We start from the raw sequence: 24,893 nt of genomic DNA, 5'->3' as shown, positions 1-24,893 counted from the left end.
GGTTTTCACTGCGAACGGGGTGCGCAGCATGCAGGCGCGGTATTTGAGTATTCTTTGCAAGATGAAATCAACACGGTCGCTGCGCAAGCCTGTCATTGTCCCGCAAAAAGCCGGTCACATGCAGCGCGAAGGCTTCCGGCTGCTCGATCTGGGGCAAATGGCCTGCGCGGCGGATGATCGCGAATTGCGCGCCCGTGACCAGTTGCGTGGTTTCACGCACCAGATCGGGCGGGGTCAGGCCATCGCGGTCGCCCGCCAGCCCCAGCACAGGCAGGTGCAAGGCGGCTGTGGTCGTATAGAAATCACTGCCTGCAATGGCCTGTGCACAGCCCGCCCAGCCATGGGGCGGACAATCATGAAGCATGTCCCGCCATTGCACTGCCGCAGGGCTGCGCAAGAACGCAGGCGTAAACCACCCTTTCAACACCTGCGCAGACAGTGCCGATATGCCCCGCGCCTGCACAAGGGCGGCCCGCGCAGTCCAGATCGCGCCCGTTTCCAACCGTGCGCCTGTGCCCGACAAGACCAGTGCGCGCAGCAGATCGGGGCGTTTGGTGGCCAGCCCCTGCGCGATCAGCCCGCCCAGGCCCTGCCCCAGAAAAACACAATTCCCCACGCCCAGCTCATCCAGCAGGGTTTCGGTGTCGCGCACAAGCTGGCCCATGGAGTAAGGCCCTTGCGGCGCAAGTGATTTCCCATGCCCGCGATGGTCATAGCAGATGACCTGCACACCCTTGGGCAAATGCGGCAAAAGCGGTGCCCAGACGCGCAGATCACAGCCCAGACTTGATGACAGCACCAGCGCCGGACCGTCAGGCGGGCCGGAAATCCGGTAATGCAGGCCACCTGCCGAGATCGTCATGCGGGCGCGGCATCCAGTGCCCGCTGGAACACGTCGCGGTCCACATTGCCGCCGGAGACGGTCACGATCACGCTGTCACCTTCGATCTGATCGGGCAGGAACAGCGCCGCCGCCAGCGCCACCGCCCCGCCCGGTTCCACGACGATTTTCAGCCGCTCATGCGCCAGCGCCATGGCCGCCAGAACCTGCGCGTCACTGACCACCAGCCCCGGCCCGCACAGGCGTTGCAATAGCGGCCATGTCAGCTGCCCCGGCGCGGGCGTTACAATCGCATCGCACAGGCCGGTGCGCAGCGGGTGGGTGACCACCTGCCCTTGCGCCAGCGATTTGGCAACATCGTCAAACCCTTCGGGTTCAACGGTGCGCACCAGCATGTCGGGGGCATGGCGCTCCAACGCCAGCGCGATCCCTGATGTCAGCCCGCCGCCACCGCAACACACCAGCACCTGTGCAGATGTGACCCCGTGTTCTGCGGCCTGTTCGGCAATCTCCAGCCCTGTTGTGCCCTGCCCCGCGATCACCTGCGGGTGGTCAAAGGGCTGGATCAGGCTTAACCCGCGTTCGGCAGCAAGTTTCGCCCCCAGCGCGTCGCGATCCTCGGACGCGCGGTCATACAGCACGACTTCGGCGCCCAATGCGCGGGTATTGGCAATCTTGATGGCGGGCGCATCGCGCGGCATGATGATGACCGCCGGCAATCCGCGCAGCTGTGCGGCATAGGCCACGCCCTGCGCATGATTGCCCGATGAAAAGGCAATGACGCCGCGCACATCATCTGGCAGAGCCGTCACCGCAGACCACGCACCGCGAAACTTGAAACTGCCGGTATGTTGCAGGCATTCGGCCTTGACCAGCACCTTGCGCCCCGCAATCCTGTCCAGAAAGGGGGACGACAGCAACGGCGTGCGCCGCGCATGGCCTTGCAAGCGCAGGCTTGCAGCCGCGATCATATCAATATTCACAGATGTGTTGTTCACAGGCACATTCCCAACCATTGATGAATCGCACGCAGCGATTCCGCCTCGTCCAGAAACGGGATATGACCGCGCCCTGGCACTTCCTCAAGAATCATGTCAGGGCGACGCTCCTGCATCTGCTGCACTGTCGCCGCGCTCAGCAGGTTGGAATTGCACCCGCGAATGACCGCCAGCGGCAAACCGGCGCAGGCCTCGAACAGCGGCCATAGATCACCGCCCCCCCCCTCCATCGCGGCGAGATAGGCATCGCGCAGCGCGGGATCATAATTCAGGTCAAGCCCCTGATCGGTCTGGATGAAATGCTTGCGCGCCTCTTGCGCCCACCGGCCTGCCGGAACATCGTGGAATTCCGGATGCGCGCGCGCAAGGGCCATCGCGGCCTCGGCATGGCTGCGCGCTGCAGGGGTGCGCCCGATATAGTCGGAAATGCGCTTCAGCCCGTCCATATCAACCACCGGCCCCACATCATTCAGGCAGATCCCGCGCAACCTGTCATGGGCCACCGCAGCCAGATACATGGCAATGATCCCGCCGCGCGATGTGCCCAGAACTGCCGCTTGTTCCAGCCCCAGATGATCCAGCAATTCCAGCGCATCCGTCCCTTCGCGCGGCACGGTGTAGCTGTCCGCGCCTGTCCATTCCGACTGCCCCCGCCCTCGGTAATCCAGCCGCACCATGCGCAGCGGCGGCAGATGCGGCGCCAGATAGTCGAAATCGGCTCCATTGCGCGTCAGCCCCGACAGGCACAGAAGCGCGCGCCCATGTCCTGTATCCGAGTAGTGCAACTGCGCCCCGTCGGACGCGGTGAAAAACGGCATCTAGAGCCCCCCCATTTGCGCCAGCAGGCCATGCAAGTCGCGGGCAGTCGCATCAGGCCGCCCGAACAACCGGTCCGGGGGCGCGCCCGCACGGTTGACCCACAGCGTGCGGAACCCGTAGGCCGCGCCTGCGCAAATGTCCCAGCCATTGGACGAAATGAATAGAACCTCTTGCGGGGCAACCCCGAAGCGCGCGCCCACCATGTCGTAAACTGCGGTGGCAGGTTTGAACACGCCCACATCCTCGACTGACAAAACCGCCTGAAACACACCCTCCAGCCCTGCTGCGCGCACCGCAGATGCCAGCATGTCCGGCGTTCCATTGGACAGAATGGCCAGCTCCTTGCCGTTGTCAGCCAGCGCACGCAATGTGTCCGGCACTTCCGCGAAGACAGGCAGTTCCTGATACAGCGCCAGAAGCCGCGCGCGCAGGCCTGCCCCCTCAAGCCCCGCATCTTCCAGCGCCCAATCCAGCGCGTCCGCCGTCACCTGTGCAAAATCGGTATGATGGCCGGCAGCGGCGCGCAGCCATGTATATTCCAGTTGCTTGCGCCGCCAGCTGGCCGAGACCTGCGCCCAGCTATCCGCCAATGCCTGACCGCCCGGCTCGCGCGCAGCCGCGCGCGCAGCCCCGTCCACATCAAACAGCGTGCCATAGGCATCGAACACACACAGGCGGATGGTCATGCGCGTCTCCTTATCTTTCAAACGCAACCTGCAAAACTGTTTCAGCCCCTTGCCGGTTTCATCTTGCCAAAAATACTCAACCGCACAACGCCAGTGTTGCAGCCCGCATCAGCCGTTCAGCCGGTCCAGCCTTGCGCGCACGCTCAGGCCATGCGCCTCCAGGCTTTCCGATTGCGCCAGTTGTTCCGCCGCCGGTCCGATCGCGGCCAGCGCCGCAGGGGTCATGCGTGCCAATGTCGTGCGCTTCATGAAATCCAGCACCGACAGACCCGATGAGAACCGCGCAGACCGCGCCGTGGGCAGCACATGGTTCGGCCCTCCGATGTAATCGCCAATTGCCTCGGGCGTCCAATGTCCCAGAAACACCGCGCCTGCATGGCTGATCTGGCCCAGAAGGGCCTCGGAGTCGGCCACGCAAAGTTCCAGATGCTCGGGCGCGATCCGGTCGGACAGGGCCGCCGCCTCGGACAGGTCGCGCACTGTAATGATCGCACCGAAATCGCGCCAGCTTGCCCCCGCAATCGCGCGCCGTTCCAGCGTTTCAAGGCGCTTGTCCACGGCTTGCGCCACGGCCTTGCCAAATGCGGCATCGGTGGTGATCAGGATGGATTGCGCGCTTTCGTCATGTTCGGCCTGTGACAACAGGTCCAGCGCAATCCAGTCGGGGTCCGACTGGCCATCCGCAATGACCAGAATTTCGGACGGGCCTGCAATCATGTCTATGCCCACACGCCCGAAAACGCGGCGCTTGGCGGCCGCAACGAAGGCATTGCCCGGCCCTGTGATCTTGTCCACAGGGGCAATCGACTCTGTCCCGTAAGCCATGGCGGCAATCGCCTGTGCGCCACCGATCCTGTACACGGTTTCCACGCCGGACAATCTGGCGGCCAGCAACACCAGCGGGTTGACCTTGCCCCCCGGTGTGGGCGCGCACATGACCAGACGCTGCACCCCCGCGACCTGCGCGGGAATCGCATTCATCAGCACCGAGGACGGATAACTGGCCAGCCCCCCCGGCACATACAGACCCGCCGCCGCGACAGCGCCCCAGCGCCAGCCCAGTTCCGCGCCGCTGTCATCCGTCCAGCGCATATCGTCAGGGCGCTGGCGGTCGTGATAGGCGCGAATGCGCGCCGCCGCCAGTTCAAGTGCCGCGCGTTCCGGCGCGGGCACGCGGGCGCATTCGGCATCGATTTCATCGCTGGAAAAGGCCAGCGTGTCGGGCGTCAGCGCCAGCTTGTCGAATTTCAACGTCAGATCGATCACCGCCGCGTCGCCGCGCGTGCGCACATCGGAAATAATCGCGGCAACAGTGTCATCCACATCGACGGCATCCTCGCGCTTGGCACTCAGCACATCGCGAAAGGCTGCTTCAAATCCCGCATCGCGGCTGTCAAGAAAAACAGGCATCAGCTATCCTTGTCTAACGGGTGGTGCGGCACCTTGCCCGAGGGCGCGCGGTAGGGCCGCGTCACGTCAGATAGCGCGACATCCAGACATTCAACCGCCAGCCGGATTTCACCATCCCCCGCCAGAATGACAGACACATGCCCGCTGCCATCTTCGCCCGCCTCAAACCCGATCGACAGGATCGACAGCACCAGATCAGTGTCATGGCGTGAAAACCCCTGACTGGCCACGCCCATGACATCAGCAACGACCAACAGGGACTGGACACGCTCATGGTCCCCCGCAATGTCGGCGCGCGCGTGATCTTCCCAGCGAAAGCGGTTCAGCAACATGGCAAAGCGGCGCTTCTTGCGGTCCCATGCCATTTCCGACACTGGCAACACGGCATCCTGCACCAGTGCCGACAGGATTTTCAGATCATCCGTATCAAGGGCCTGCACCCGCAGCGGTTTATCCGCGCCATCCTCGAAGCGTGCGTCACTCATGGCGCGCTGACCCGTTCGATTTTCGCGCCGCACGCACCCAGCTTTTCCTCGACCCGTTCATAACCGCGATCAAGGTGATACACACGGCTGACCACCGTTTCCCCTTCTGCCGCCAGCCCCGCAAGGATCAACGACACGGACGCGCGCAGATCCGTGGCCATGACCGGCGCGCCGCGCAACCGTTCCACACCCGTTACCCGCGCCGTGCCGCCATGGACGTCGATCCGCGCCCCCATCCGCGCAAGTTCGGGCGCATGCATGAAGCGGTTTTCAAAAATATGCTCTTCCAGCACCGACTCACCATCTGCCGTGCACATTGCGGCCATGAACTGCGCCTGCAAATCGGTCGGGAAACCGGGGAACGGCTCGGTCGACACATTGACCGCGCGCAGACGGTCGGTTTTGCGAGTGACGCGCAACCCGCGGGCGGTTTCCTCGACCTCGACGCCCGCGTCGTTCAACTTGTCGACGAAGGCCTGCACCAGATCCAGCCGCCCGCCAAGGCATTCCACCGACCCGCCCGCAATCGCAGGGGCCAGCATATAGGTTCCCAGCTCGATCCTGTCGGTGACGACCGGATGCGTGGCCGCGCCCAGTGTGGCCACGCCCTGAATGGTGATGGTGCTTGTGCCCTCGCCTTCGATCTGCGCGCCCATGCGTCGCAAACATTGCGCCAGATCCACAATCTCGGGCTCGCGCGCGGCATTCTCCAGAATGGTCGTGCCCTTGGCCAGCGTGGCCGCCATAAGCGCGTTTTCCGTGGCCCCGACCGACACGATGGGAAATTCGAATCGCGCGCCTCGCAACCCGCCCACGGCCTTTGCGTGGACATAGCCGTCGCGCAGGTCCAGCTCGGCCCCCAGCGCCTCTAGGGCGCGCAGGTGCAAATCCACAGGCCGTGCCCCGATGGCACAGCCACCGGGCAGCGACACAACCGCATGCCCGTCACGCGCCAGCATCGGCCCCAGCACCAGAATCGACGCGCGCATCTTGCGCACGATGTCATAATCGGCGCGGTGGCTGCTCAGGTCATGGCTGGACAGCGCCAGCACCTGACCGTCTTGCAGGCTGGCCACTTCAGCGCCCAGTGATTCCAGCAATTCCGTCATTGTGCGGATATCCGACAGACGCGGTGCGTTGGTCAGCGTCAGCGGCTGGTCCGTCAACAGCGTGGCGGGCATCAGCGTAAGACACGCATTCTTGGCCCCTGCAATGGGGATAACCCCGTTCAGGGGACCATTGCCGGTAATGACGATCGAATCCATACTGCGTGCCCTTATTCGTTATGATGCGTTGTATCCTGCGCGGCATGATCACTGGACATGTCCTGCCCGTCACGCGCGCGCGCCTGCGCCTTGCGTCTGGCGATATTCGCTTTCAGCGCCGCTTTCAACCGTGCAGCGCGCGGGTCTGGCGGGGTTTTCGGGCTGCGTGTGGGGTTCGGTTTTTGCTGGGTCATGCGCCCTTGGTATCCGAAGTTTGAAAAAGCGTCCAGATTGGGGGTTGCGTGTGCAAAATTTTCAGACTACCTAGCCGCCCATCGCCACCGCGTTACGCTGCTGTAGCTCAGGGGCAGAGCACTCCCTTGGTAAGGGAGAGGTCGAGAGTTCAAATCTCTCCAGCAGCACCATTCCATGCCCGTTCATTTTCTGTCTTGACCTTGACGCGGGCTTGGCGCAATCGCGGCACCATGGGACAAGCACAGCTTCACATCGATCTTTCCGCCCTTCAGGCAAACTGGACAGGGCTGGACAACAAATCCGCCGCAAGTGTTGAAACAGCGGCGACGGTCAAGGCCAACGGCTATGGGTTGGGCGCGGGACAGGTCGCGAACGCACTGGCACAGGCGGGCACGCGGCGGTTCTTCGTGGCTGTTGCCGAAGAAGGGGCGGCCTTGCGCGCCGCACTTGGCCCCAACCTGCCCATTCACGTCTATGGCGGGCATATGCAGGGCGATGCGGCCCTGATTTCGGGCGCCAACCTGATTCCCATGCTGAACGCCCCCGAACAGGTGCAGCGCCACCGTGCGGCCCTGCCCGACCACCCCTATGGCGTGCAGCTTGATACCGGCATGAACCGGCTGGGCATGGAAGCACAGGACTGGGCAGCACTTGCGCCCGATCTGCTGGCCGGTCCCTGCGCGCTGGTCATGTCGCATCTGGCCTGCGCGGATGATCCCGACCACCCGATGAATGCGCAGCAACTGGCAGAATTCCGGCGCATGACCGACGGGACCGGCGTTGCGCGGTCCCTGTCGGCCACGGGCGGTGTCTTGCTGGGGCCGGACTATCATTTCGACCTGACACGTCCGGGAATCGGCCTGTATGGCGGGCAGCCCTATGGCGATGCGCGTGCCGTCGTGCGCCTGTCCATTCCGGTCATCCAGACACGCATTGTCACCAAAGGGGAAACGGTGGGCTATGGCAACAGTTACACGGCCCCCCGTGACATGCGCGTGGCCACGATTGCCGCAGGATACGCCGACGGGATACACCGTGCCTTGTCGGGCAAAGCCATCTTGTGGCACGACACCACGCCTTGCCCGCTTCTGGGCCGTGTCTCGATGGATTTGCTGACGATTGATGTCAGCGCGTTGACACAGCCGCCGGAAACGCTGGACCTGCTATGCCCGCAACAAGGTGTGGATGACATCGCAGATATGATTGGCACAATCGGGTATGAGATACTGACATCTTTGGGTCAACGATATAATATGGTTTATTTATAATATCAGTAATTTAGAAATGTATCTTAATGTTTTGAATTAAGATTGACAGCCCTTGTGTCAAGCGCAGTCGCCAGCTTGTCCACGGCCTGCGCCAGCCCTTCGTCAATTATGTGCAAATACGCGGTCCAGTCGTGCAACCCGTCCAGCGGCGCCGCACCATCTGAAATGCCGCGCAACACGATCAAGGGGAGCTCAACACGCTGGCAGGCACGCAGCACGGCATAACTTTCCATATCGACCATATCCTGCGCAATGGCGCGATACATATCCCCCGATATCACCGCCCCACCTGTGGACAGGCTGGCACTTGGAATATCGGGTATCCTGTGTGACAGCGCAATCTGGGCGGGTTGGTCCAGAAACGGCGTGACACCCCGTTCAAACCCCAGCGGCGACGCATCCATATCGCGATAGGCCAGCACGCTTGCCTGATACACGCCACAATGCTGCAGGCGTGCCGATCCCGCCGACCCGAGAGAGACGACCAGATCGGGCAGCCCCCCGTCAGCTTGCATGGCCGTCAGTGTGGCCGATGCGACCACGCCCGCCTCGACCGGTCCCACACCGGTCACAACCGGTGAAAACCGCGCGCGCAAATGCGGGCCATATTCCGCTTGGGCGGCCATCAGGAACAACACCCGATAGCCGCCCATATGTGCAAGCGTCATGCGCGCCGCACCACATGGACGGCGCATTGGGCGCGCGATACCACCTTGCTGGCCGTAGACCCCAGAAACAGCCCCTGCGTGCCTGGCCGGTGCGACGCGATGACAATGCAATCCACAGATTGTAACTGTGCGACATCAAGGATCTGCTGCGCGGCGTCCCCTTCACTGACATGCACGGCGGTATTTTCCCAACCCTGCGCCAGCTGGCCCAGATCAGCCTCGATCGCGTTGCGCATCTCATCGCGCCAGCCGTCAGGCAGGTAACTCAGGGCGAAACTGGGCGGCGGGTCCATTACATGGATCAAACTGATCTGCGCCCCGTCATCTGCCAGCTTGCGCGCCACCTGCAAGGACGGACCGGCATCATGGCCCTCATCATATGCGACAGTCACCAGAATATGCTTATACATCAGACGCTCCTTTGGTTCGCACCCAGTTAATCAAGCCTGAATGCAAAGGGAAAGGGCAAAAGCAAACCGCCCGGACGCAATGCCGGGCGGTTCGTAATCATCAAGATGAAACAGATTAACGCTTCGAGAACTGGAAGCTGCGGCGGGCCTTCGGCTTGCCGTATTTCTTGCGTTCCACCACGCGGCTGTCGCGGGTCAGGAAGCCTGCTGCCTTCAAGGATGCGCGCAAGCTGGGGTCGAACAGTTGCAATGCCTTGGAAATGCCGTGCTTGACCGCACCGGCCTGACCGGACAGGCCGCCACCGGCAACTGTTGCCATCACGTCGAACTGGTCAACAACACCGGCAACCTGAAACGGCTGGCGCAGAATCATTTGCAGCACGGGACGTGCGAAATAGACATTCATTTCCTTGCCATTCACCACGACCTTGCCCGAACCGGGTTTGATCCAGACGCGGGCAACCGCATCCTTGCGCTTGCCGGTCGCATAGGCGCGGCCCAACTCGTCGCGTACGGGTTCACGCACCGGTGCCGCCTCGGCTTCGGGGGTGATGGCGGATTTCAGATCGTCCAGGGTTTTCAGATCTTCAGACATGATCATGCACTCCGCGTGTTCTTGGTGTTCATCGCGCGCACGTCCAGCACTTCGGGCTGTTGTGCTTCATGCGGATGCTCGGCACCGGCATAAACGCGCAGATTGGTCATTTGCTGACGCGACAGCGGGCCGCCGGGCAGCATGCGCTTGACAGCTTGCATCACGACACGCTCGGGGAAGCGGCCTTCCAGAATCTGGCCGGTGGTGCGCGACTTGATCCCGCCGGGATAGCCGGTATGCCAGTAGTTGGGCTTGTTGCGCTTGTTGCCAGTCAACTGCACCTTGTCGGCGTTGATGACGATAACATTGTCACCCATATCCATATGCGGGGTGAATGTTGCCTTGTGCTTGCCGCGCAAGCGCATTGCGATGATCGAAGCAAGACGGCCCAGAACGATGCCTTCTGCATCAATCAGGATCCATTTCTTTTCGATCTCCGCCGGTTTGGCTGTGTAGGTTTTCATGATGAGACCTTGCAGAGAGATTGAACATTGCCGCATGCGGAATGCACGCGGGATGGCTGCGTTTTAGGGATTTCCACAGTCAGGTCAAGGGCCATCCATCAAGGAAAATTATTATATTTCAATTCCTTATAATTTAGGTATAATAATACCCCACAAACTCGCAATGTTATCGCAGTTTCGGCGGTGCGTCGGGGTCCATTCCGGGCGGTTTGGGCGCTGCCGCCTGCTGCGGGCGGGGCAAATCAAACCGCAGCCCGACGCGGGCGAATTCGGCGGCACGCCCGTCAGATGCGGATATGAAGGTCACATCCAGCATGCCCGCCTCAACCCCGGAAAAGTTAAGCGCGCCATGCACCGCGCGCGCAAGCGCTGTTTCGGCCCCCTCCAGCGCGTCCACGAATGCCAGCATATGCCCGCGCCTGCCCCCCTCGTATTCGGCGGCCACCAGATAGGCCATCTGGGCCAGCCCCTCCATCCGCGCAAGGCGCTGGTCAAGGGCCGTCAACAAGGCATCCGGCAACCCCTTGGGCGGCAACAATGCCTGCGCACGGGCGTCAAGCTCCTCGGGGCGTTCGGACAGGGTCTGCGCCAGCCAAGCCATGATTTCGGGCGGCAGCAGGCGCGCGGACGGGGCCACACCCAGATTCAACCCCAACCCCAATGGTGGCGTGCTGCCTGCCAGCATTTCCACCAATGCACGTCCCGAAACTGCGGCATAGGGGGCCGGCATGCCGGTAAATTCGGACAGGCGCTGTTCAAGGTCGAACGCCACGACAATCGGCCCGTCTTCCAACTCGAACACTTTGGGGGTGATCGCATCGGCCACCGCGTCGCTTTCCAGCAGCAGATATAATTCGCCCTCGACCAGTCGCGAATAGAACCGCAGCCTTGCAGCGACATCATCAGGCGCGGCCTCTGATGCGGCATAGGCCTGATCCAGCAATGTCTGTGCCATGGCGGGTGCTCCTTCTTATACCGCGAACCAGCTAGACCGCCCCAGAAGCGATGACAAGCCCATCCGCGCGGCCCCGTGGGGGAATTGTTCAGCCCCGAGTCGCCGCAACAGCGAACAAACCGCCACCCGCTGCCGGATTTCGGCAAAATCGGCCCCTGTTCCCATGATGCTGAAAATTAGGACAAAGCTGTAGCTGGCACGCCCCGCAATCGGACAAAATTCCCGACCGGCGCGACAGATCCGGACCTTGTTCCGGTTTTCCACCAGATAGGCGAATATCCGCCAGCGCTGCTGCGCGCGATACAGCCCCCTGCCCCTTGCCCAGCACCCTGCCAGCCCCTAGCTGGGGCGCATGCAGGATGGACAACCATCCCCAATTCTTCACAGGAGCCCGCACATGCTGCGCCAAACCGCACTGACTTTGACCCTTGCCGCGCTGCCAACGCTTGCTTTTGCCGCCCCGCAAGGCTGGTCGCCATTGCTGGAACCCGCCCAGCTTGCGGCCTATCTTGACAGCAACGAAGATATTCGCGTGATCCATGTCACTGGCGATTTCGATCAGGGGCACATCCCCGGCGCTGCGTTTTCGCCCTATGCCGAATGGCGCGGCGGCCCGAACAATCCCGGCGCGTTGCGTGCCGAACTGGACTACGAAATGGAAGCGACCCGTGTGGGCATCACCGCCGACATTCCCACAGTGATCGTGCATGCAGGCACAAACCCGTCCGATATGGGGTCTGCGGCGCGCGTTTACTGGACGTTGAAATCCCTTGGCGTGCAGGATCTGGCGCTGCTGAATGGCGGTTTTGCCGCATGGGCGGAAGCGGGTTTGCCGGTCTCCACGCAGGCGGTTGAACCGGCGGTGTCGGACTTCACCGGCGAATGGTCGGATGCCTGGTATATCTCCACCGCCGAAGTGGCCGAACTGGTCGACAGCGGCGATGCGCGACTGGTCGACAGCCGCCCCGAGGGGTTCTTTCAGGGGCTGACATGGTCCATCGCACGCCCCGGAACAGTGCGCGGCGCCGAGAACCTTGAATTCTCGGATTTCTTTGAGGGGAACCGGATGGTTGACGCCGGACGCGCCCGTGAAATCGCGGCGCAACAAGGTCTGGATGACGCCCCGATCACCGTGTCCTTTTGCAACACAGGTCACTGGGCTGCGCTGAACTGGTTCGCCCTGAGCGAGTTGGCAGGTGTGGAAAATACCCGCCTTTACGCTGAAAGCATGGCCGAATATGCTGCAAGCGGGAATTCGCTGGATAACGAGCCAAGCCGCATCGCCTATCTGTGGATGTCCACCAAGCGGTGGGTAGACGGGCTGTTCTAAGGCGCTACCGCGAGACTGATCAATATCGACGCGCGCGGACCCTGCGCGCGTCAGCCGTTTTCAGAAAGGTTCATCCAGATGTTCATGCGCCGGTTTTCCGTGATCTTGCTGTTGCTTGGTCTGACGGGGTTCACCTTTGTCATGGCGGGGCCGCGCGCGGGGCTTCTGGTCATGATCGGGCTGGGGTTCGGGCTGGTGCTGGAAGGGTTGCGCTTCGGGTTCGCAGGGCCGTGGCGCATGATCGTGACCGACCGCGACGGGCGCGGATTGATCGCACAATTCATTGCCATTGCCCTTGTCGCCGCCGTGGCCTTTCCGCTGATGGCCGCAAACCCGCAGGAACTGAACGGGGCGCATGCCCCTGTTGGTCTGGCCATGATACTGGGCGCGTTCGTGTTTGGCGCGGCCATGCAACTTGTCATGGGCTGCGGGTCGGGAACCCTGATCAATGCGGGCAGTGGCAATCTGGTGGGCCTGATCGCACTTGCGGGTTTCATCATCGGCAGTTTCGCGGGCACGGTGCATCTGGGCTGGTGGACCGGCCTTGCAACGCTGCCGGTCCTGTCGCTTCAGGGAATGCTGGGCGCACAGGGCGGGCTGGTCGTGACCCTGGCGGGGCTGGCCGCGCTGGCCGTTATTACGGCCCTGCGCGCCGCCCCCGGCAAGCGCCTGCCACCTGCCCGCCTGTGGTGGGCCGCCGCCCTGATTGCCGCGCTGGCGCTGGCCAATCTGGTGGTCGCAGGCCAGCCTTGGGGCATTGTCTACGGGCTGGGCTTGTGGGGCGCGAAACTGGCGCAGGCGGGTGGCGCTGATCTGGGCGGCATTGCGTTCTGGGCCGCCAGTGGCAACGCCGAAAGGCTGGATGCCTCGATCCTGACCGATGTGACATCGCTGACCAATATCGGGCTGCTGGTCGGGGCTTTTGCCGTGATGCGCTGGCGCAGCAACCCCGGCGCACCGGCGCAGGCGCTGACCTTTGGCACCTATGGCTGGGTGCTGCTGGCGGGCGTGGTGTTGGGGTATTCGGCGCGGCTGGCCTTCGGGTGTAATGTGGGTGCGTTTTTCAGCGGCATTTCCACCGGCTCGCTGCATGGCTGGGTCTGGATGGTCGCGGCCTTCGCGGGGTCGCTTCTGGGTATCCGGATGCGCCCCTTCATTCTGCGCCCTGCATTGGGCAGCGGGGTGGCGGCATGAACGGGTTTCGCACGATGTCGCGCCCTGCTGTGGGCTGGCTGGCCCTTGGCCTTGTGCTGGGCATTCTGGCGCTGGACCTGTCACGCAGCGGCGCACCCGACCTGTTTGCGGCCCCCGCGCCCTTCGCATTGGGCTCGGGCGAGGCGCCGACAGGCGCGCATTGCACAGGCGGCTAGGGTACGCCGCCACTCGGGCACCACCTATACGGCACGGGTCACACCGTGCCGTTTTTGCGCAAGGGTGCAGTTTGATCTGGCCCAAAGCGGTAATTTCTGGTTTGCTGCGCACACAGATCACCACATCAACAAGGACATGCCATGCGCAAAATTCTGTTTACCCTGCCCGCCGCCCTGGCCCTGTCCGCCTGCATAGAGGTGGATTTGTCCCTTGAAATTCTGGACGAGGACACGGCCCGCATGACAGGGTTCATGCAAATGCAGCGTCAGTTTTATGACATGAGTGGTGGCGACGATTCCTTCTGCTCGGAAGAAGACGGCGGCACATTGACGCTGACCGACACCCATGCGCGCTGCGATTTCGACCAGACCGGCACATATGACGAAATCATGCGCCCTGACGGGGTCGATGCGCCCGCTGATGAAATGCAAGGTTCCATCACCTATCTGGGCGATAACCGCACGCAGGTACTGCTGCCCCTAAGCACCATTGCGCAGGATCTTGCAGGCGAAGAGGCAGACCCCGCCATGATGGCCATGATGCGCCAGATGCTGGCAGGCATGTCGATCAACCTGTCCGTCACCGGCGCGCGCATCGAGAGTTCCAGCGGCGTTATTTCCGATGACGGCACACGCGCAACCATCACACTGGATGTCGACAGCTATTTCGCACCCGCAGCCGAAGCGCCGGATGATTTCGACACGATTGTCGGGTTCTGATACCGGCGCGCGCCGCATCTAGTGCCTGTCGCGTTCATTCGCATTCACGCGACAGGCTGTAGTTTATTGTTTCCGCATGCTTTCATGCGCCAAACCGGTTCCCACTTTTGCGCAACGCACGCTCTATTGCGCAAGGCGGGTCCGTCACCTTGCGCAATAACCGCCTATTCCGCCTGACGGGCGCGCATATAGTCCAGCAATCCCCGCGTTGACGGATCTTTTGACGCGGCCGCCCCGCTGTCCCCGTCCAGCAGGGGCGCCAATGCCACTGCCAGTTCCTTGCCCAGTTCGACCCCCCACTGATCGAAGGAATTGATCCCCAGAACAACCCCCTCGACAAAGACGCGGTGTTCATAAAGCGCGATGATCTGCCCCAGCACGAACGGGGTCAATTGCGGATACACCAATGTTGTGGACGGGCGGTTTCCGGGGAACACACGGTGACGGGCCTGTCGCTCCAGCTCTGCGCCCTCAAGGCCCTTATCCGCCATGACCGCGCGCGCCTCGTTCAATGTGCGGCCACGCAAAAGCGCCTCGGACTGGGCCAGACAATTCGCCACAAGCAGTTTGTGCTGATGGGCCAGATGCGGCTCATGCCCGCGCGCCGCCACCAGAAACTCGCACGGGACAATGCGTGTGCCCTGATGGATCAGCTGATAAAACGCGTGCTGGCCGTTCGTTCCCGGCTCGCCCCAGACAACCGGTCCCGACTGGCGGTCCAGATCGCGGCCGTCCATATCCACACGCTTGCCGTTCGATTCCATTTCCAACTGCTGCAAATAGGCCGGCAACCGCGCCAGCCGTTGGTCATAGGGCAGCACCGCGCGGGTTGCATGGCCACAGATCTGGTTGTGCCACAGCCCGACCAGCGCCAGCAAAACCGGCATATTCGCACCCAGCGGCGCATCACAAAAATGCTGGTCCATATCGCGCGCACCGGCCAGCATGGCGTCAAATTCCTGCGCCCCGATGGCCAGCATCAACCCCAGCCCGATTGGTCCCCACATGGAATAGCGCCCGCCAACCCAATCTTCAAAACCGAACACACGTTCAGGCGCAATCCCGAACGCCGCCGTCTTGTCCTGCGCGGTGGACACGGCTGCAAATTGCGCCGCAGGGTCGGCAACGCGCGCGGCCATCCAGTCCCGCGCCGTGCGCGCATTGGTCATGGTCTCGATGGTGGTAAATGTCTTGGACGCAACGATCACAAGCGTTGTTTCAGGGTTCAGCCCCTTCAATGTGTCGGCAATATGCGCCCCGTCGACATTGGACACATAATGCACCCGCGGCCCGTCATGCCATGGGGCCAGCGCCAATGTGGCCATTGCCGGCCCAAGGTCAGACCCGCCAATGCCGATATTGACCACATCGGTAATCGCGCCACCCTGCCCCGTAAACCGGCCCTGCCTTACATCCTCGGCGAAGGCGCAGGCGCGCGCGCGGATCTCGCGCAACTGCGGCATGACATCGGCGCCATCCACGGATATTACCGCATCATCCCCTGCGCGCTGGGCCACATGCAAAACGGCACGCCCTTCGGTCTCGTTGATCCGCTCACCGCCGAACATCGCGCTACGGCGTTCCTCGACCCCGCGCTCCTGTGCAAGTTGCACCAGCAAATCACACGCGCCCCTGTCGATATTGGTTTTGGCATAATCCAGCACCATGTCGCCCGAACGCACACTGAAATCACTGGCGCGGGCATCATCGGCGGAAAACAGATCCAGAATATGCCGTCCTTCTGCAAATCGCTGGTTCTTTGCCAAGTCGCCCCAGATACTCATCGCCTGCCCTTTTTATGCTACCGCCGGAAATTCCGGCATTCATCTTGCCAAAAATACTCAAAAAAACGGGGCGCTGGCCCTGTTGCACGTCATTGCGCCCAATGCACCTGCGCCTGGTCCAGTATACAGGCGATCGGGGCATCTTGCGGGCTCAGCTTTGCGGCTTTTTCCAGTGCCGCGCGCTTGGTGTCGCCCGTAATCAGGACATGCACCCGCAAGGCGGCTTTCAGCACCGGTGCGGTCAGGGTGATGCGCGGCTCTCCTGCCGCTGGCGCGCGCATGGCCATCAGGGGGGGCGCGTCATTGCGCAATGCAGGCGCCAGATTATCCGCGCCGGGAAACAGGCTTGCGGTGTGCATATCCTCGCCCATGCCCAGCAACAACACTGAAATCGGCAAATGTGCGGACACCGCGTCCGTCAGGTCCGCCAGCGCATCTTCGGGCGCGGGGGCATCGGCATACAGGGGCACCAATGTCGCCGCTGCCGCCCGCCCCGTCAGCAACCGTTCCCGCAACAGGCGCGTGTTCGAGCGGGGACTGTCCTCATTCACCCAGCGTTCATCATTCAGCAGGACCGCCACATTCGCCCAGTCCAGTTCCGCGCCAGACAAGATGTCGAAGACCGGCGCGGGGGTCGAACCGCCGGGCACCGACAGGCTTGCACGCCCGCTGGAACGCAGCGTTTCCCCCAGTTCCGACGCAATCCGTTGCGCCACGCGCAGCATCATCATCTCACGGTCGGGATAGGTATGAAATTCCATTTATCTGATCTCCCGCCAGCGGCGTCCATCCTTGTGCATCAGCATCAATGCCCCTTCTGGTCCGGTCGATCCGGGGTCATAGGGTTCGGGCTGATCGCCACGCTTTTCCCATGCGCCGATGACCGGATCAACCCATGCCCATGCGGCCTCCACCTCGTCCCCGCGCATGAACAGGGTCTGGTTGCCGCGGATCACATCCATGATCAACCGCTCATAGGCATCGGGAATATCCAGATCACTGCCCAGCGCTTCTGCAAAACTCATATCCAGCGCCACATCCTTCAGGCGCATCCCGCCCGGCCCCGGTTCCTTGATCATCACGCGCAAATCCATGCCTTCATCAGGTTGCAACCTGATGACAAGAACATTTTCGCGCCACTGGTTCGATTCCCCGAATATGGAATGCGGCGGTTCCTTGAAGCTGACGGCAATTTCCGACGCGCGCGATTTCAGGCGTTTGCCCGTGCGCAGGTAAAACGGCGTGCCCTTCCAGCGCCAGTTGGAGACATGCAGCTTCAATGCAATGAAACTTTCTGTCCGTGATGCAGGATCACCGCATTCGGTCAGGTAATCATCATTTCCCTTGCCCCTGTACTGGCCGCGCACAATTTCGGCCGGGGTCACAGGGTCAAGCGCGCGAATAACTTTCAGCTTCTCGTCGCGCATGGCGTCGGGTTCGAAATAATGCGGCGGCTCCATCGCGATCAGGCACAGCAGTTGCATCAGGTGGTTTTGCACCATGTCGCGCATGGCACCGGATTTGTCATAATATTCGCCGCGCCCGCCAACGCCCACCGTCTCGGCGACTGTGATCTGGACATGGTCGATGAATTGCGCATTCCAAAGCGGTTCAAACAGGATATTGGCAAAACGCACCGCCATCAGGTTCTGGACAGTTTCCTTGCCCAGATAATGGTCAATCCGGTAGATCTGGTCCTCGTTGAAATACTCGGCCAGGATCTGGTTCAGGGCGCGCGCACTGGCCAGATCGTTGCCAAAGGGTTTTTCAACCACGATTCGTGACTGCCGGTGCGCGATCCCGCGCGCATGCAGGCGTTGTGCCAGATCCCCGAACAGCGCCGGCGCGACCGAGAAATAGAACGCGCGCACGACATCCGTGCGCATTTTTCCTGCCAGATCGTCCCACCCCCCCGTGCCGCGGGCATCGATGGCCACATAGTCCAGCAGATCCAGAAATCCGCGGACCGTCTCTGGCGGCAACTCGGATGCGGGCAAAAATTCGGTCAGGGCATCTTGCACCAGTGTGCGAAACTCATCGCGCGACAACTCGCTGCGGGCCGCGCCCACAATTGACGAACCGTCGGGAATTTGCCCTTCTTTCCAGCGGCGGAACAACCCCGGCAGGATCTTGCGCCGTGCCAGATCACCGGTCGCGCCAAAAATGACCAGATCAAAACACTCTACCGGAATGACCCGAGCGACCATGATACCCTCCTGATGCTGCGGCGAGACTGTGCCGCGTTAGCGCTATCATGCGCTGTTTACCTTGCATGGCGCGCCCTGTCCAGAGAAGGTTACGCGTTCAAAATCGTGACGCGCGAAGCCGCGCGCCTGTGGTGCATGCGCTGCCAGACCAAGGCAGGTTACGCTTACTTATAGTTGCGTGCCCCACTCTGACCTTTTGTGTCCGCGCGGTATTTTGCACACACCCGCGAAAGGGTCTTGCCCAACGCACTCTAATGCCCGTTTTGTAGAATTTGCATGACAATGCCCGACTTGGCCAGCCCGTTATGCGTCCGGACAGGCGCAGGCCAATGCCATCTGCCATGACATAGGCGCTGCATCGAGCATATGCGCGTTGCGCAAGCAGTCCCGAATCCGTCAGGATGCGGCTGCCCCCGTGGCCTGCCTGCACCGCGACGCCCCTAGCCCGCAGCAGAACAGCGCCAGCCGTCCGGCAGCGGCGTGAAAGCCGTGCCCACACCACATGATGCGCCTGTACCGCCAGAGACGGCGCGAAAACAGGTATTCGTCGGTTCGACGCATTTCGGCAAATCGCCGGGACGCCCCATTCAGTAAATGTAACGGATTTGTTCCCCCCAGAACCGCTCCACCCGCCGCAAACTGCGGGCGACACCGTCCAGCGCGTCAAAATTGACCATGCCTTCGGCCTGCAATTCCTGGGCGTGACGTTCGAACAAGGCGGCGACACGGTCCCGCACGGCAACCCCCTTCGCTGTCAGGCGCACACGCACGGCACGGCGGTCAACAGGGCAGCGCTGGTGGTGCATATAGCCCTGTTCGACCAGCTTCTTCAGGTTATAGGACACGTTCGAGCCTTGATAATACCCGCGCGATTTCAATTCGCCTGCTGTCACTTCATTTTCGCCGATATTGAACAGCAGCAATGCCTGCACGGGGTTGATATTCACCAGACCAAGGCGTTCGAATTCATCCTTGATCAGGTCAAGCATCAACCTGTGCAAGCGTTCCAGTAATGCCAGATTTTCCAGATAGCGGCGCATATATTCCGATCGCGCCGCGGTTCCAAGATTTTGCTGCACACTCACCGTATTCTCCATCATCGTGGGGCAAAGGCAAGATTGACAGCAATACACAAAGATTAGGTTAATCCGGCGTCACGCTATGCGTTTTTTGCAACGCCCGCCGCCTGCGCGATCCGTTCCAGCATCGGCGTCAATTCCGCGGGCGGCGTTTGCGCCCCTGTCACCCACAGATACAGGTCCTGATCATTTTCGGACAGAAGCGTGTCATACTCATCCAGTTCGGGCGCGGTCAGACGGTCCAGATTGGCATCGGCAAACGGGCCAAGGATCAGGTCCATTTCTTTCATTCCGCGCCGCCATGACCGCATACGCAGCATCTTCAGACGGGCCTGTTCAGGGGTAAGGGTCATTCAGATCGTCTCTTTCAGGATCATGCGCAGCCGTTTTTCCGCTTTTCCCATCCGGTTTGCAAGGCGCATCGTTTCAGCCCGCATGGCGCGCAGATCTTTCAGCAGCGTCTGTGCGTCTTCCGCCAGGTCTTCCGGGCTTACAGGATCGGCCAGACCTTCGCCTTCGCCGGTCAGCAACCAGCCCATGGACACGTTCAGCAGCCCTGCAACCATCTGCAACTTGTTCGCGCGCGGTTCCGAGCGATCGTTTTCCCAGCCCTGCAACGTCTGCAACTTGATCCCCAACCGGCCCGACAGTTGCGATTGCGTCAACCCCTGCGCCTCTCGGGCGGCGGTCAGCCGGTCCCCGAAAGTGGCCTGATCCGGTGCATACCAGTCATTTGCCTGCGTCTGTTCGGTCATATCTTTTCCTTCCGGATCTGAATGGTCTTGATTAGCGCTTGAACGGGTGTCGCGGGCAACTTATGACATGCACGCCCGAGATACAAATTTCTGACCTGTAACGGAGTATGCCTCATGGCCTTCCTGTCCGACACTCTCTCCCGCGTGAAACCCTCGCCGACCATCGCGGTGACAACCAAAGCGGCGGAGTTGAAAGCCGCAGGCAAGGACGTCATCGGACTGGGCGCAGGTGAGCCTGACTTTGACACGCCCGCCAACATCAAGGACGCGGCAAAAGCGGCCATTGATGCAGGAAAAACGAAATACACTGCCGTTGATGGCATTCCGGAATTGAAAAAGGCCATCTGCGAAAAATTCAAGCGCGATAACGGTCTGGACTATACGCCCGCGCAAGTGACCGTTGGCACGGGCGGCAAGCAAGTGCTGTATAATGCACTGATGGCCACGCTGAATGCAGGCGACGAAGTGGTAATCCCCGCGCCCTATTGGGTCAGCTACCCCGATATGGTGCTGCTGGCGGGCGGCGAGCCGGTGATTGCCGAAGCCACCGCAGAAACCGCCTATAAGCTGACGCCCGCAGCCCTGGAGGCGGCGATCACGCCGAGAACAAAATGGCTGATCTTCAATTCCCCGTCCAACCCCACCGGCGCGGGGTACACCTGGGATGAATTGAAGGCGCTGACAGACGTGCTGTTGCGCCACCCCCATGTGTGGGTCATGTCCGATGACATGTATGAACACCTTGTCTATGATGATTTCACCTTCTGCACACCTGCCGAAGTTGAACCCAAGCTGTATGACCGCACCCTGACCGTAAACGGCGTGTCCAAGGCCTATGCCATGACCGGCTGGCGCATTGGCTATGCGGCGGGACCGATGGACCTGATCAAGGCCATGGGCAAGATCCAGTCGCAATCCACATCGAACCCCTGTTCGGTCAGCCAATGGGCCGCGGTCGAGGCGCTTACCGGCCCGCAGGATTACATTGCCGAGAACAACAAGGTGTTCCAGCGCCGCCGTGACATGGTGGTTGAAATGCTGAACGCCGCCGAAGGGATTGACTGCCCCGTGCCCGAAGGCGCGTTTTATGTCTATCCCAGCGTTGCGGGGTGCATTGGCAAGACATCAGCGGGTGGCGCGTCTATTGTCGATGATGAAGCGTTTGCAACCGCGCTGCTGGAAGAAACCGGCGTTGCCGTGGTGTTCGGCGCGGCCTTTGGCACATCGCCCTGCTTCCGCGTCAGCTATGCGACATCGGATGACGCGCTGCGCGAGGCTTGCACACGCATCCAGACCTTCTGCGCAGGGTTGAAGTGATATGACACAGGGCGCGCGCGGATATTACTTTCGCCCGCGCCCCAATGGCGCGATGCTGCTGCAAATCCGCCATGATCCGCGCTTGCGGCGCACGGAAATGCACCGCATTGCCGGAATCGAGGCCGCGACGGGCGAAATACGCGTGGCCCGAAACCACAGCCTGACCGATGAGGAACGCGCGCTGATCGCAGACTGGCTGGAACGCGGCAACGGGCTGGACGGGCGCGCCGCGCGCGCCGTGTCCGAGATTGGACATATCGCCCATTGGGCACAGTTTCGCGCAACCCCAGAAGAGCTGGACGCAGCAACGCAAGACTTGCTTTTGGCCATGCAGGACCTGCGCGAGGTTCTGGTGCGCAAACTGGCGCAGCGCAGCACCGACTAGAGCGTGCCTTTTGAATGCCAGCGACTGTGACATGCCTTGGCGGGCGGGAACATGCGGCTGCGGGCCGTTTGTGTGTGGCCTGAAAGGGCATTTGCACCTGGATAAAGCCCGCGCCATCGGCGGGCCACCTGCGGCCTTGTTCCGCACTGGGGCCTCTCTCCCAACACCCCCTTTCGGACCGGACGCACTGCCCGCGTGATCACCAACGCCCGTCAAACCTTCTCGGCGCGCTCCACCTGCGCTTGCAGGCGGGCCACTTCCTGCCGCAACCCGCGCACCAATGCATCGGCAAACCGGTTCAGCCGCGCAACCCGCCGGTCATCCAGATGCCGGATCAGAAAGAAGCTGCGCGACAGGCGAAACGTATCGGGCAGAACCCGCCGGATGTCGGCCCCCGCAGGAATTGCGAAATCATGCACAACCGCCACCCCTGCGCCGCTGCGCACCCAATTGAATTGCACTGCGACCGAATTCGATGTCAGCGCCACCTGTTCCAGCCCCAGCTGCGCCAGATAGTCCAGTTCGCGGTCGAAAATCATGTCCGGAATATAGCCGATGACGCGATGCGCCCGCAAATCCTGCAAATCCCTGATCGGCGGATGGGCCGCCAGATAGCGCTTTGATGCCGCAAGGTGCAATTCGTAATCCGTGATTTTCTGCACCGACAAGCGCCCCGCTTCGGGGGCCGACACGCCAATCGCCATATCAGCTTCGCGCCGCGACAGATTGAACACACGCGGCAGCGCGATGATCTGCACCTCCAACGCGGGGTTTTCCGCGCAGATCGCCGCCACCACCTGCGGCAGCAGGTAATTCGCGCACCCGTCAGGTGCCCCGATACGGATCTGGCCCGACAGGCCGGTGCCGCCTGTGGCCTGCGCGGCATCGGTGGCGGCAATCAAGGCTGTCTCGGCCTCGATCGCGTGGGGCAGCAGGCGCGCGCCGTCCTCTGTCAGCGCATAGCCCTGATGCGAGCGCGTGAACAAACGCCGCCCCAGCCCGTCTTCCAGCCGCGTGATGCGACGGCCCACGGTTGCGGGGTCCAGACGCAGCAACTGGCCCGCCCGCCCAAGGCTTTCGCCGCGCGCAAGCGCCAGAAACACACGCATGTCATCCCAGTCCATCATTCAGCCACCCAACGACAGCCATTGCAATAATGCAAGGCCATTCTGGATTATTCCCTGTTCCCAACGCGAAAATGCAAGACTATGCTGCCCCCAATCACAGGAAACCACAGGTCAGGAGGATCGCATGAGAGAGCTTTCACATTGGATCGACGGGCAGCATGTTGCAGGCACATCAGGGCGTTTCGCCGATGTGTTCAACCCCGCCACCGGCGAGGTGCAGGCCCGCGTGCCGCTGGCGTCCAAGGAAGAACTGGATGACGCGGTCGCGCGCGCTGCTGCCGCACAGGTCAAATGGGGCGCGACCAACCCCCAACGGCGCGCCCGCGTCATGATGGCGGCGGTCCAGCTGATCAACCGCGACATGGACAAACTGGCCGAAAAACTGTCGTCCGAGCATGGCAAGACATTCCCCGATGCCAAGGGCGATATCCAGCGCGGGCTGGAAGTCATTGAATACTGCATCGGTGCGCCGCAACTGCTGAAAGGCGAATTCACCGACAGCGCAGGCCCGGGCATTGACATGTATTCCATGCGCCAGCCGCTGGGTGTGGTGGCAGGTATCACGCCGTTCAACTTTCCGGCGATGATCCCGCTGTGGAAAATGGGGCCTGCCCTGGCCAGCGGCAACGCGATGATCCTGAAACCGTCCGAACGTGACCCGTCCGTGCCGCTGATGCTGGCCGAGATTTTCAAGGAAGCGGGCCTGCCGGACGGGGTGCTGCAAGTCGTCAATGGCGACAAGGAATCGGTCGATGCGATTCTGGACAATGAGGTTGTTCAGGCCGTGGGGTTTGTGGGCTCCACACCGATTGCGCATTACATCTATTCGCGCGGCTGCGCAGCGGGCAAGCGCGTGCAGTGTTTCGGCGGCGCGAAAAACCACATGATCATCATGCCCGATGCCGATATGGATCTGGCCGCCGATGCGCTGGTGGGTGCAGGCTATGGCGCGGCAGGCGAGCGCTGCATGGCAATTTCAGTCGCCGTGCCGGTGGGCGAAGGCACCGCAGACGCCCTGCGCGAACGCCTGATCCCCAAGATCGAAGCACTGAAAGTCGGCCCATGGACGGCAGGCGATGATGTGGATTATGGCCCTGTTGTCACCGCTGCCGCCAAGGAAAATATCCTGCGGCTGGTGGAAACCGGCGTTGAACAAGGGGCCGAGCTGGTGGTCGATGGGCGCGGCTTCAGCCTGCAAGGCTATGAGAACGGCTTCTTCGTAGGCCCCCATCTGTTTGACCATGTCACCCCCGATATGGACATCTACCGCAAGGAAATTTTCGGCCCTGTCCTGTCGATGGTGCGTGCGGCCAGCTATGAAGAAGCCATCGGGCTGGCGATGGACCATGAGTATGGCAACGGCACCGCGATCTTCACCCGCGACGGCGATGCAGCGCGCGATTTTGCGCACCGGATCAATATCGGGATGGTGGGTATCAATGTGCCGATCCCCGTGCCGCTGGCCTATCATACCTTCGGGGGCTGGAAGAAGTCGGGCTTCGGCGACCTGAACCAGCACGGGCCGGATGCGTTCAAATTCTACACCCGCACCAAAACCGTGACCTCGCGCTGGCCCAGCGGGATCAAGGAAGGCGCTGCGTTCAACTTCAAGGCGATGGACTGACGACCATCAGGGGGGCTTCGCGCCCCCCTCTTGGCGCTGGCGCGCCAATTCACCCCCTGCGGAGTATTTTGCAGCAAGATGAAATAATGCTGAAAGAATCCCGAAGTATCGGGGTTCCGGACCTATTGGGAGGAAG

Annotated in this window: 28 protein-coding genes and 1 tRNA gene; 9 read left to right on the top strand and 20 right to left on the bottom strand. The window is 61.8% G+C overall.

The features are described 5' to 3' along the window. Window positions 1-67: 67 nt before the first annotated feature. From pcaD to ACTIE1_RS02095, 8 genes are all read right to left on the bottom strand, one after another. The gene (gene pcaD / locus ACTIE1_RS02130; RefSeq protein ID WP_439560029.1) at window positions 68-862 is read right to left on the bottom strand and encodes a 3-oxoadipate enol-lactonase; all 795 of its coding nucleotides are present in this window, start codon (window positions 860-862) and stop codon (window positions 68-70) included. Continuing rightward, window positions 859-1,812 carry a threonine ammonia-lyase gene (locus tag ACTIE1_RS02125; RefSeq protein ID WP_439560553.1) on the bottom strand — a complete coding sequence of 318 codons (954 nt, stop codon included), beginning with the start codon at window positions 1,810-1,812 and terminating at the stop codon, window positions 859-861. The genes pcaD and ACTIE1_RS02125 overlap by 4 nt, the downstream gene beginning before the upstream one ends. A 23-nt stretch (window positions 1,813-1,835) precedes the next feature. Beyond that, a complete protein-coding gene (locus ACTIE1_RS02120) occupies window positions 1,836-2,657 on the bottom strand; it encodes an alpha/beta fold hydrolase (protein ID WP_439560030.1) in 822 nt (273 codons plus the stop codon). Then, window positions 2,658-3,344 (bottom strand): haloacid dehalogenase type II, encoded by a 687-nt coding sequence (locus ACTIE1_RS02115; RefSeq protein WP_439560031.1) that lies wholly within the window; start codon window positions 3,342-3,344, stop codon window positions 2,658-2,660. It abuts the gene before it with no gap. Window positions 3,345-3,452: 108 nt separating this feature from the next. Further along, window positions 3,453-4,754 (bottom strand): histidinol dehydrogenase, encoded by a 1,302-nt coding sequence (gene hisD, locus ACTIE1_RS02110; RefSeq protein WP_439560032.1) that lies wholly within the window; start codon window positions 4,752-4,754, stop codon window positions 3,453-3,455. Beyond that, the gene (locus tag ACTIE1_RS02105) at window positions 4,754-5,239 is read right to left on the bottom strand and encodes a DUF2948 family protein (RefSeq protein WP_439560033.1); all 486 of its coding nucleotides are present in this window, start codon (window positions 5,237-5,239) and stop codon (window positions 4,754-4,756) included. The genes hisD and ACTIE1_RS02105 overlap by 1 nt, the downstream gene beginning before the upstream one ends. After that, window positions 5,236-6,504 carry a UDP-N-acetylglucosamine 1-carboxyvinyltransferase gene (gene murA, locus ACTIE1_RS02100; protein WP_439560034.1) on the bottom strand — a complete coding sequence of 423 codons (1,269 nt, stop codon included), beginning with the start codon at window positions 6,502-6,504 and terminating at the stop codon, window positions 5,236-5,238. The genes ACTIE1_RS02105 and murA overlap by 4 nt, the downstream gene beginning before the upstream one ends. 11 nt (window positions 6,505-6,515) lie before the next feature. Further along, the gene (locus ACTIE1_RS02095; RefSeq protein ID WP_439560035.1) at window positions 6,516-6,698 is read right to left on the bottom strand and encodes a hypothetical protein; all 183 of its coding nucleotides are present in this window, start codon (window positions 6,696-6,698) and stop codon (window positions 6,516-6,518) included. Window positions 6,699-6,794: 96 nt separating this feature from the next. Between ACTIE1_RS02095 and ACTIE1_RS02090 the strand changes: the two genes are divergently transcribed. Both ACTIE1_RS02090 and alr read left to right on the top strand, forming a co-directional pair. After that, window positions 6,795-6,869: transfer RNA gene (locus tag ACTIE1_RS02090), tRNA-Thr, on the top strand. 60 nt (window positions 6,870-6,929) lie between these two features. Beyond that, window positions 6,930-7,967, top strand: coding sequence for an alanine racemase (gene alr / locus ACTIE1_RS02085; protein WP_439560036.1), 1,038 nt, complete (start codon window positions 6,930-6,932; stop codon window positions 7,965-7,967). A 23-nt stretch (window positions 7,968-7,990) separates the two neighbouring features. Here the strand turns inward: alr and ACTIE1_RS02080 are convergent, their stop codons facing one another. From ACTIE1_RS02080 to ACTIE1_RS02060, 5 genes are all read right to left on the bottom strand, one after another. Next, a complete protein-coding gene (locus ACTIE1_RS02080) occupies window positions 7,991-8,635 on the bottom strand; it encodes a 5'-methylthioadenosine/S-adenosylhomocysteine nucleosidase (protein ID WP_439560037.1) in 645 nt (214 codons plus the stop codon). Then, on the bottom strand, window positions 8,632-9,045 hold the full coding sequence (locus tag ACTIE1_RS02075) for a universal stress protein (protein ID WP_439560038.1): 414 nt from the start codon (window positions 9,043-9,045) through the stop codon (window positions 8,632-8,634). Before ACTIE1_RS02075 ends, ACTIE1_RS02080 begins: the two co-directional genes overlap by 4 nt. Before the next feature lie 115 nt (window positions 9,046-9,160). Beyond that, window positions 9,161-9,640, bottom strand: coding sequence for a 30S ribosomal protein S9 (rpsI, locus tag ACTIE1_RS02070; protein WP_439560039.1), 480 nt, complete (start codon window positions 9,638-9,640; stop codon window positions 9,161-9,163). A gap of 2 nt (window positions 9,641-9,642) precedes the next feature. After that, complete coding sequence (gene rplM, locus ACTIE1_RS02065; RefSeq protein WP_439560040.1) at window positions 9,643-10,104, bottom strand: 50S ribosomal protein L13; 462 nt, start codon at window positions 10,102-10,104, stop codon at window positions 9,643-9,645. 166 nt (window positions 10,105-10,270) lie between these two features. After that, on the bottom strand, window positions 10,271-11,059 hold the full coding sequence (locus tag ACTIE1_RS02060; RefSeq protein ID WP_439560041.1) for an SseB family protein: 789 nt from the start codon (window positions 11,057-11,059) through the stop codon (window positions 10,271-10,273). 397 nt (window positions 11,060-11,456) lie between these two features. On the opposite strand from ACTIE1_RS02060, the gene ACTIE1_RS02055 reads away from it, so the two are divergent. The 4 genes from ACTIE1_RS02055 to ACTIE1_RS02040 all read left to right on the top strand — a co-directional run bounded on the left by ACTIE1_RS02055 (window position 11,457) and on the right by ACTIE1_RS02040 (window position 14,479). Further along, window positions 11,457-12,389: a sulfurtransferase gene (locus ACTIE1_RS02055; protein WP_439560042.1), complete on the top strand. Its 933-nt coding sequence runs from the start codon at window positions 11,457-11,459 to the stop codon at window positions 12,387-12,389. Window positions 12,390-12,473: 84 nt separating this feature from the next. After that, window positions 12,474-13,583: a YeeE/YedE thiosulfate transporter family protein gene (locus ACTIE1_RS02050; protein ID WP_439560554.1), complete on the top strand. Its 1,110-nt coding sequence runs from the start codon at window positions 12,474-12,476 to the stop codon at window positions 13,581-13,583. After that, window positions 13,580-13,759 (top strand): hypothetical protein, encoded by a 180-nt coding sequence (locus ACTIE1_RS02045; protein WP_439560043.1) that lies wholly within the window; start codon window positions 13,580-13,582, stop codon window positions 13,757-13,759. Before ACTIE1_RS02050 ends, ACTIE1_RS02045 begins: the two co-directional genes overlap by 4 nt. 141 nt (window positions 13,760-13,900) lie before the next feature. Continuing rightward, on the top strand, window positions 13,901-14,479 hold the full coding sequence (locus tag ACTIE1_RS02040) for a hypothetical protein (protein ID WP_439560044.1): 579 nt from the start codon (window positions 13,901-13,903) through the stop codon (window positions 14,477-14,479). 164 nt (window positions 14,480-14,643) lie between these two features. On the opposite strand, the gene pgi is transcribed toward ACTIE1_RS02040, so the two are convergent. The 6 genes from pgi to ACTIE1_RS02010 all read right to left on the bottom strand — a co-directional run bounded on the left by pgi (window position 14,644) and on the right by ACTIE1_RS02010 (window position 20,304). Further along, entirely contained in the window at window positions 14,644-16,263 is a 1,620-nt protein-coding gene (gene pgi / locus ACTIE1_RS02035; protein ID WP_439560045.1) for a glucose-6-phosphate isomerase, read from the bottom strand. Window positions 16,264-16,352: 89 nt separating this feature from the next. Then, window positions 16,353-17,024 (bottom strand): 6-phosphogluconolactonase, encoded by a 672-nt coding sequence (gene pgl / locus ACTIE1_RS02030; RefSeq protein ID WP_439560046.1) that lies wholly within the window; start codon window positions 17,022-17,024, stop codon window positions 16,353-16,355. Then, window positions 17,025-18,470 (bottom strand): glucose-6-phosphate dehydrogenase, encoded by a 1,446-nt coding sequence (gene zwf / locus ACTIE1_RS02025; protein WP_439560047.1) that lies wholly within the window; start codon window positions 18,468-18,470, stop codon window positions 17,025-17,027. 587 nt (window positions 18,471-19,057) lie between these two features. Beyond that, window positions 19,058-19,567 carry a MarR family winged helix-turn-helix transcriptional regulator gene (locus tag ACTIE1_RS02020; protein WP_439560555.1) on the bottom strand — a complete coding sequence of 170 codons (510 nt, stop codon included), beginning with the start codon at window positions 19,565-19,567 and terminating at the stop codon, window positions 19,058-19,060. Between the two features lie 62 nt (window positions 19,568-19,629). Then, window positions 19,630-19,902, bottom strand: coding sequence for a succinate dehydrogenase assembly factor 2 (locus tag ACTIE1_RS02015; protein WP_439560048.1), 273 nt, complete (start codon window positions 19,900-19,902; stop codon window positions 19,630-19,632). Next, entirely contained in the window at window positions 19,903-20,304 is a 402-nt protein-coding gene (locus ACTIE1_RS02010; protein WP_439560049.1) for a helix-turn-helix domain-containing protein, read from the bottom strand. A gap of 114 nt (window positions 20,305-20,418) precedes the next feature. Here ACTIE1_RS02010 and ACTIE1_RS02005 point away from each other — a divergent pair, with 114 nt between their 5' ends. Further along, the gene (locus ACTIE1_RS02005; protein WP_439560050.1) at window positions 20,419-21,621 is read left to right on the top strand and encodes a pyridoxal phosphate-dependent aminotransferase; all 1,203 of its coding nucleotides are present in this window, start codon (window positions 20,419-20,421) and stop codon (window positions 21,619-21,621) included. A 1-nt stretch (window position 21,622) separates the two neighbouring features. Beyond that, window positions 21,623-22,006 carry a hypothetical protein gene (locus ACTIE1_RS02000; RefSeq protein ID WP_439560051.1) on the top strand — a complete coding sequence of 128 codons (384 nt, stop codon included), beginning with the start codon at window positions 21,623-21,625 and terminating at the stop codon, window positions 22,004-22,006. A 212-nt stretch (window positions 22,007-22,218) separates the two neighbouring features. On the opposite strand, the gene ACTIE1_RS01995 is transcribed toward ACTIE1_RS02000, so the two are convergent. Further along, complete coding sequence (locus tag ACTIE1_RS01995) at window positions 22,219-23,130, bottom strand: LysR family transcriptional regulator (protein WP_439560556.1); 912 nt, start codon at window positions 23,128-23,130, stop codon at window positions 22,219-22,221. A gap of 127 nt (window positions 23,131-23,257) precedes the next feature. On the opposite strand from ACTIE1_RS01995, the gene ACTIE1_RS01990 reads away from it, so the two are divergent. Beyond that, a complete protein-coding gene (locus ACTIE1_RS01990; protein WP_439563236.1) occupies window positions 23,258-24,757 on the top strand; it encodes a CoA-acylating methylmalonate-semialdehyde dehydrogenase in 1,500 nt (499 codons plus the stop codon). The last annotated feature ends 136 nt before the right edge of the window (window positions 24,758-24,893 follow it).

The sequence above is a fragment of the Roseinatronobacter sp. genome (assembly GCF_051859525.1).
In the GTDB taxonomy this organism is placed as follows: Bacteria; Pseudomonadota; Alphaproteobacteria; order Rhodobacterales; family Rhodobacteraceae; genus Roseinatronobacter.
The sequence above is the reverse complement of the archived record's forward strand: the minus strand, read 5'-3'. Positions and strand labels throughout refer to the sequence as shown.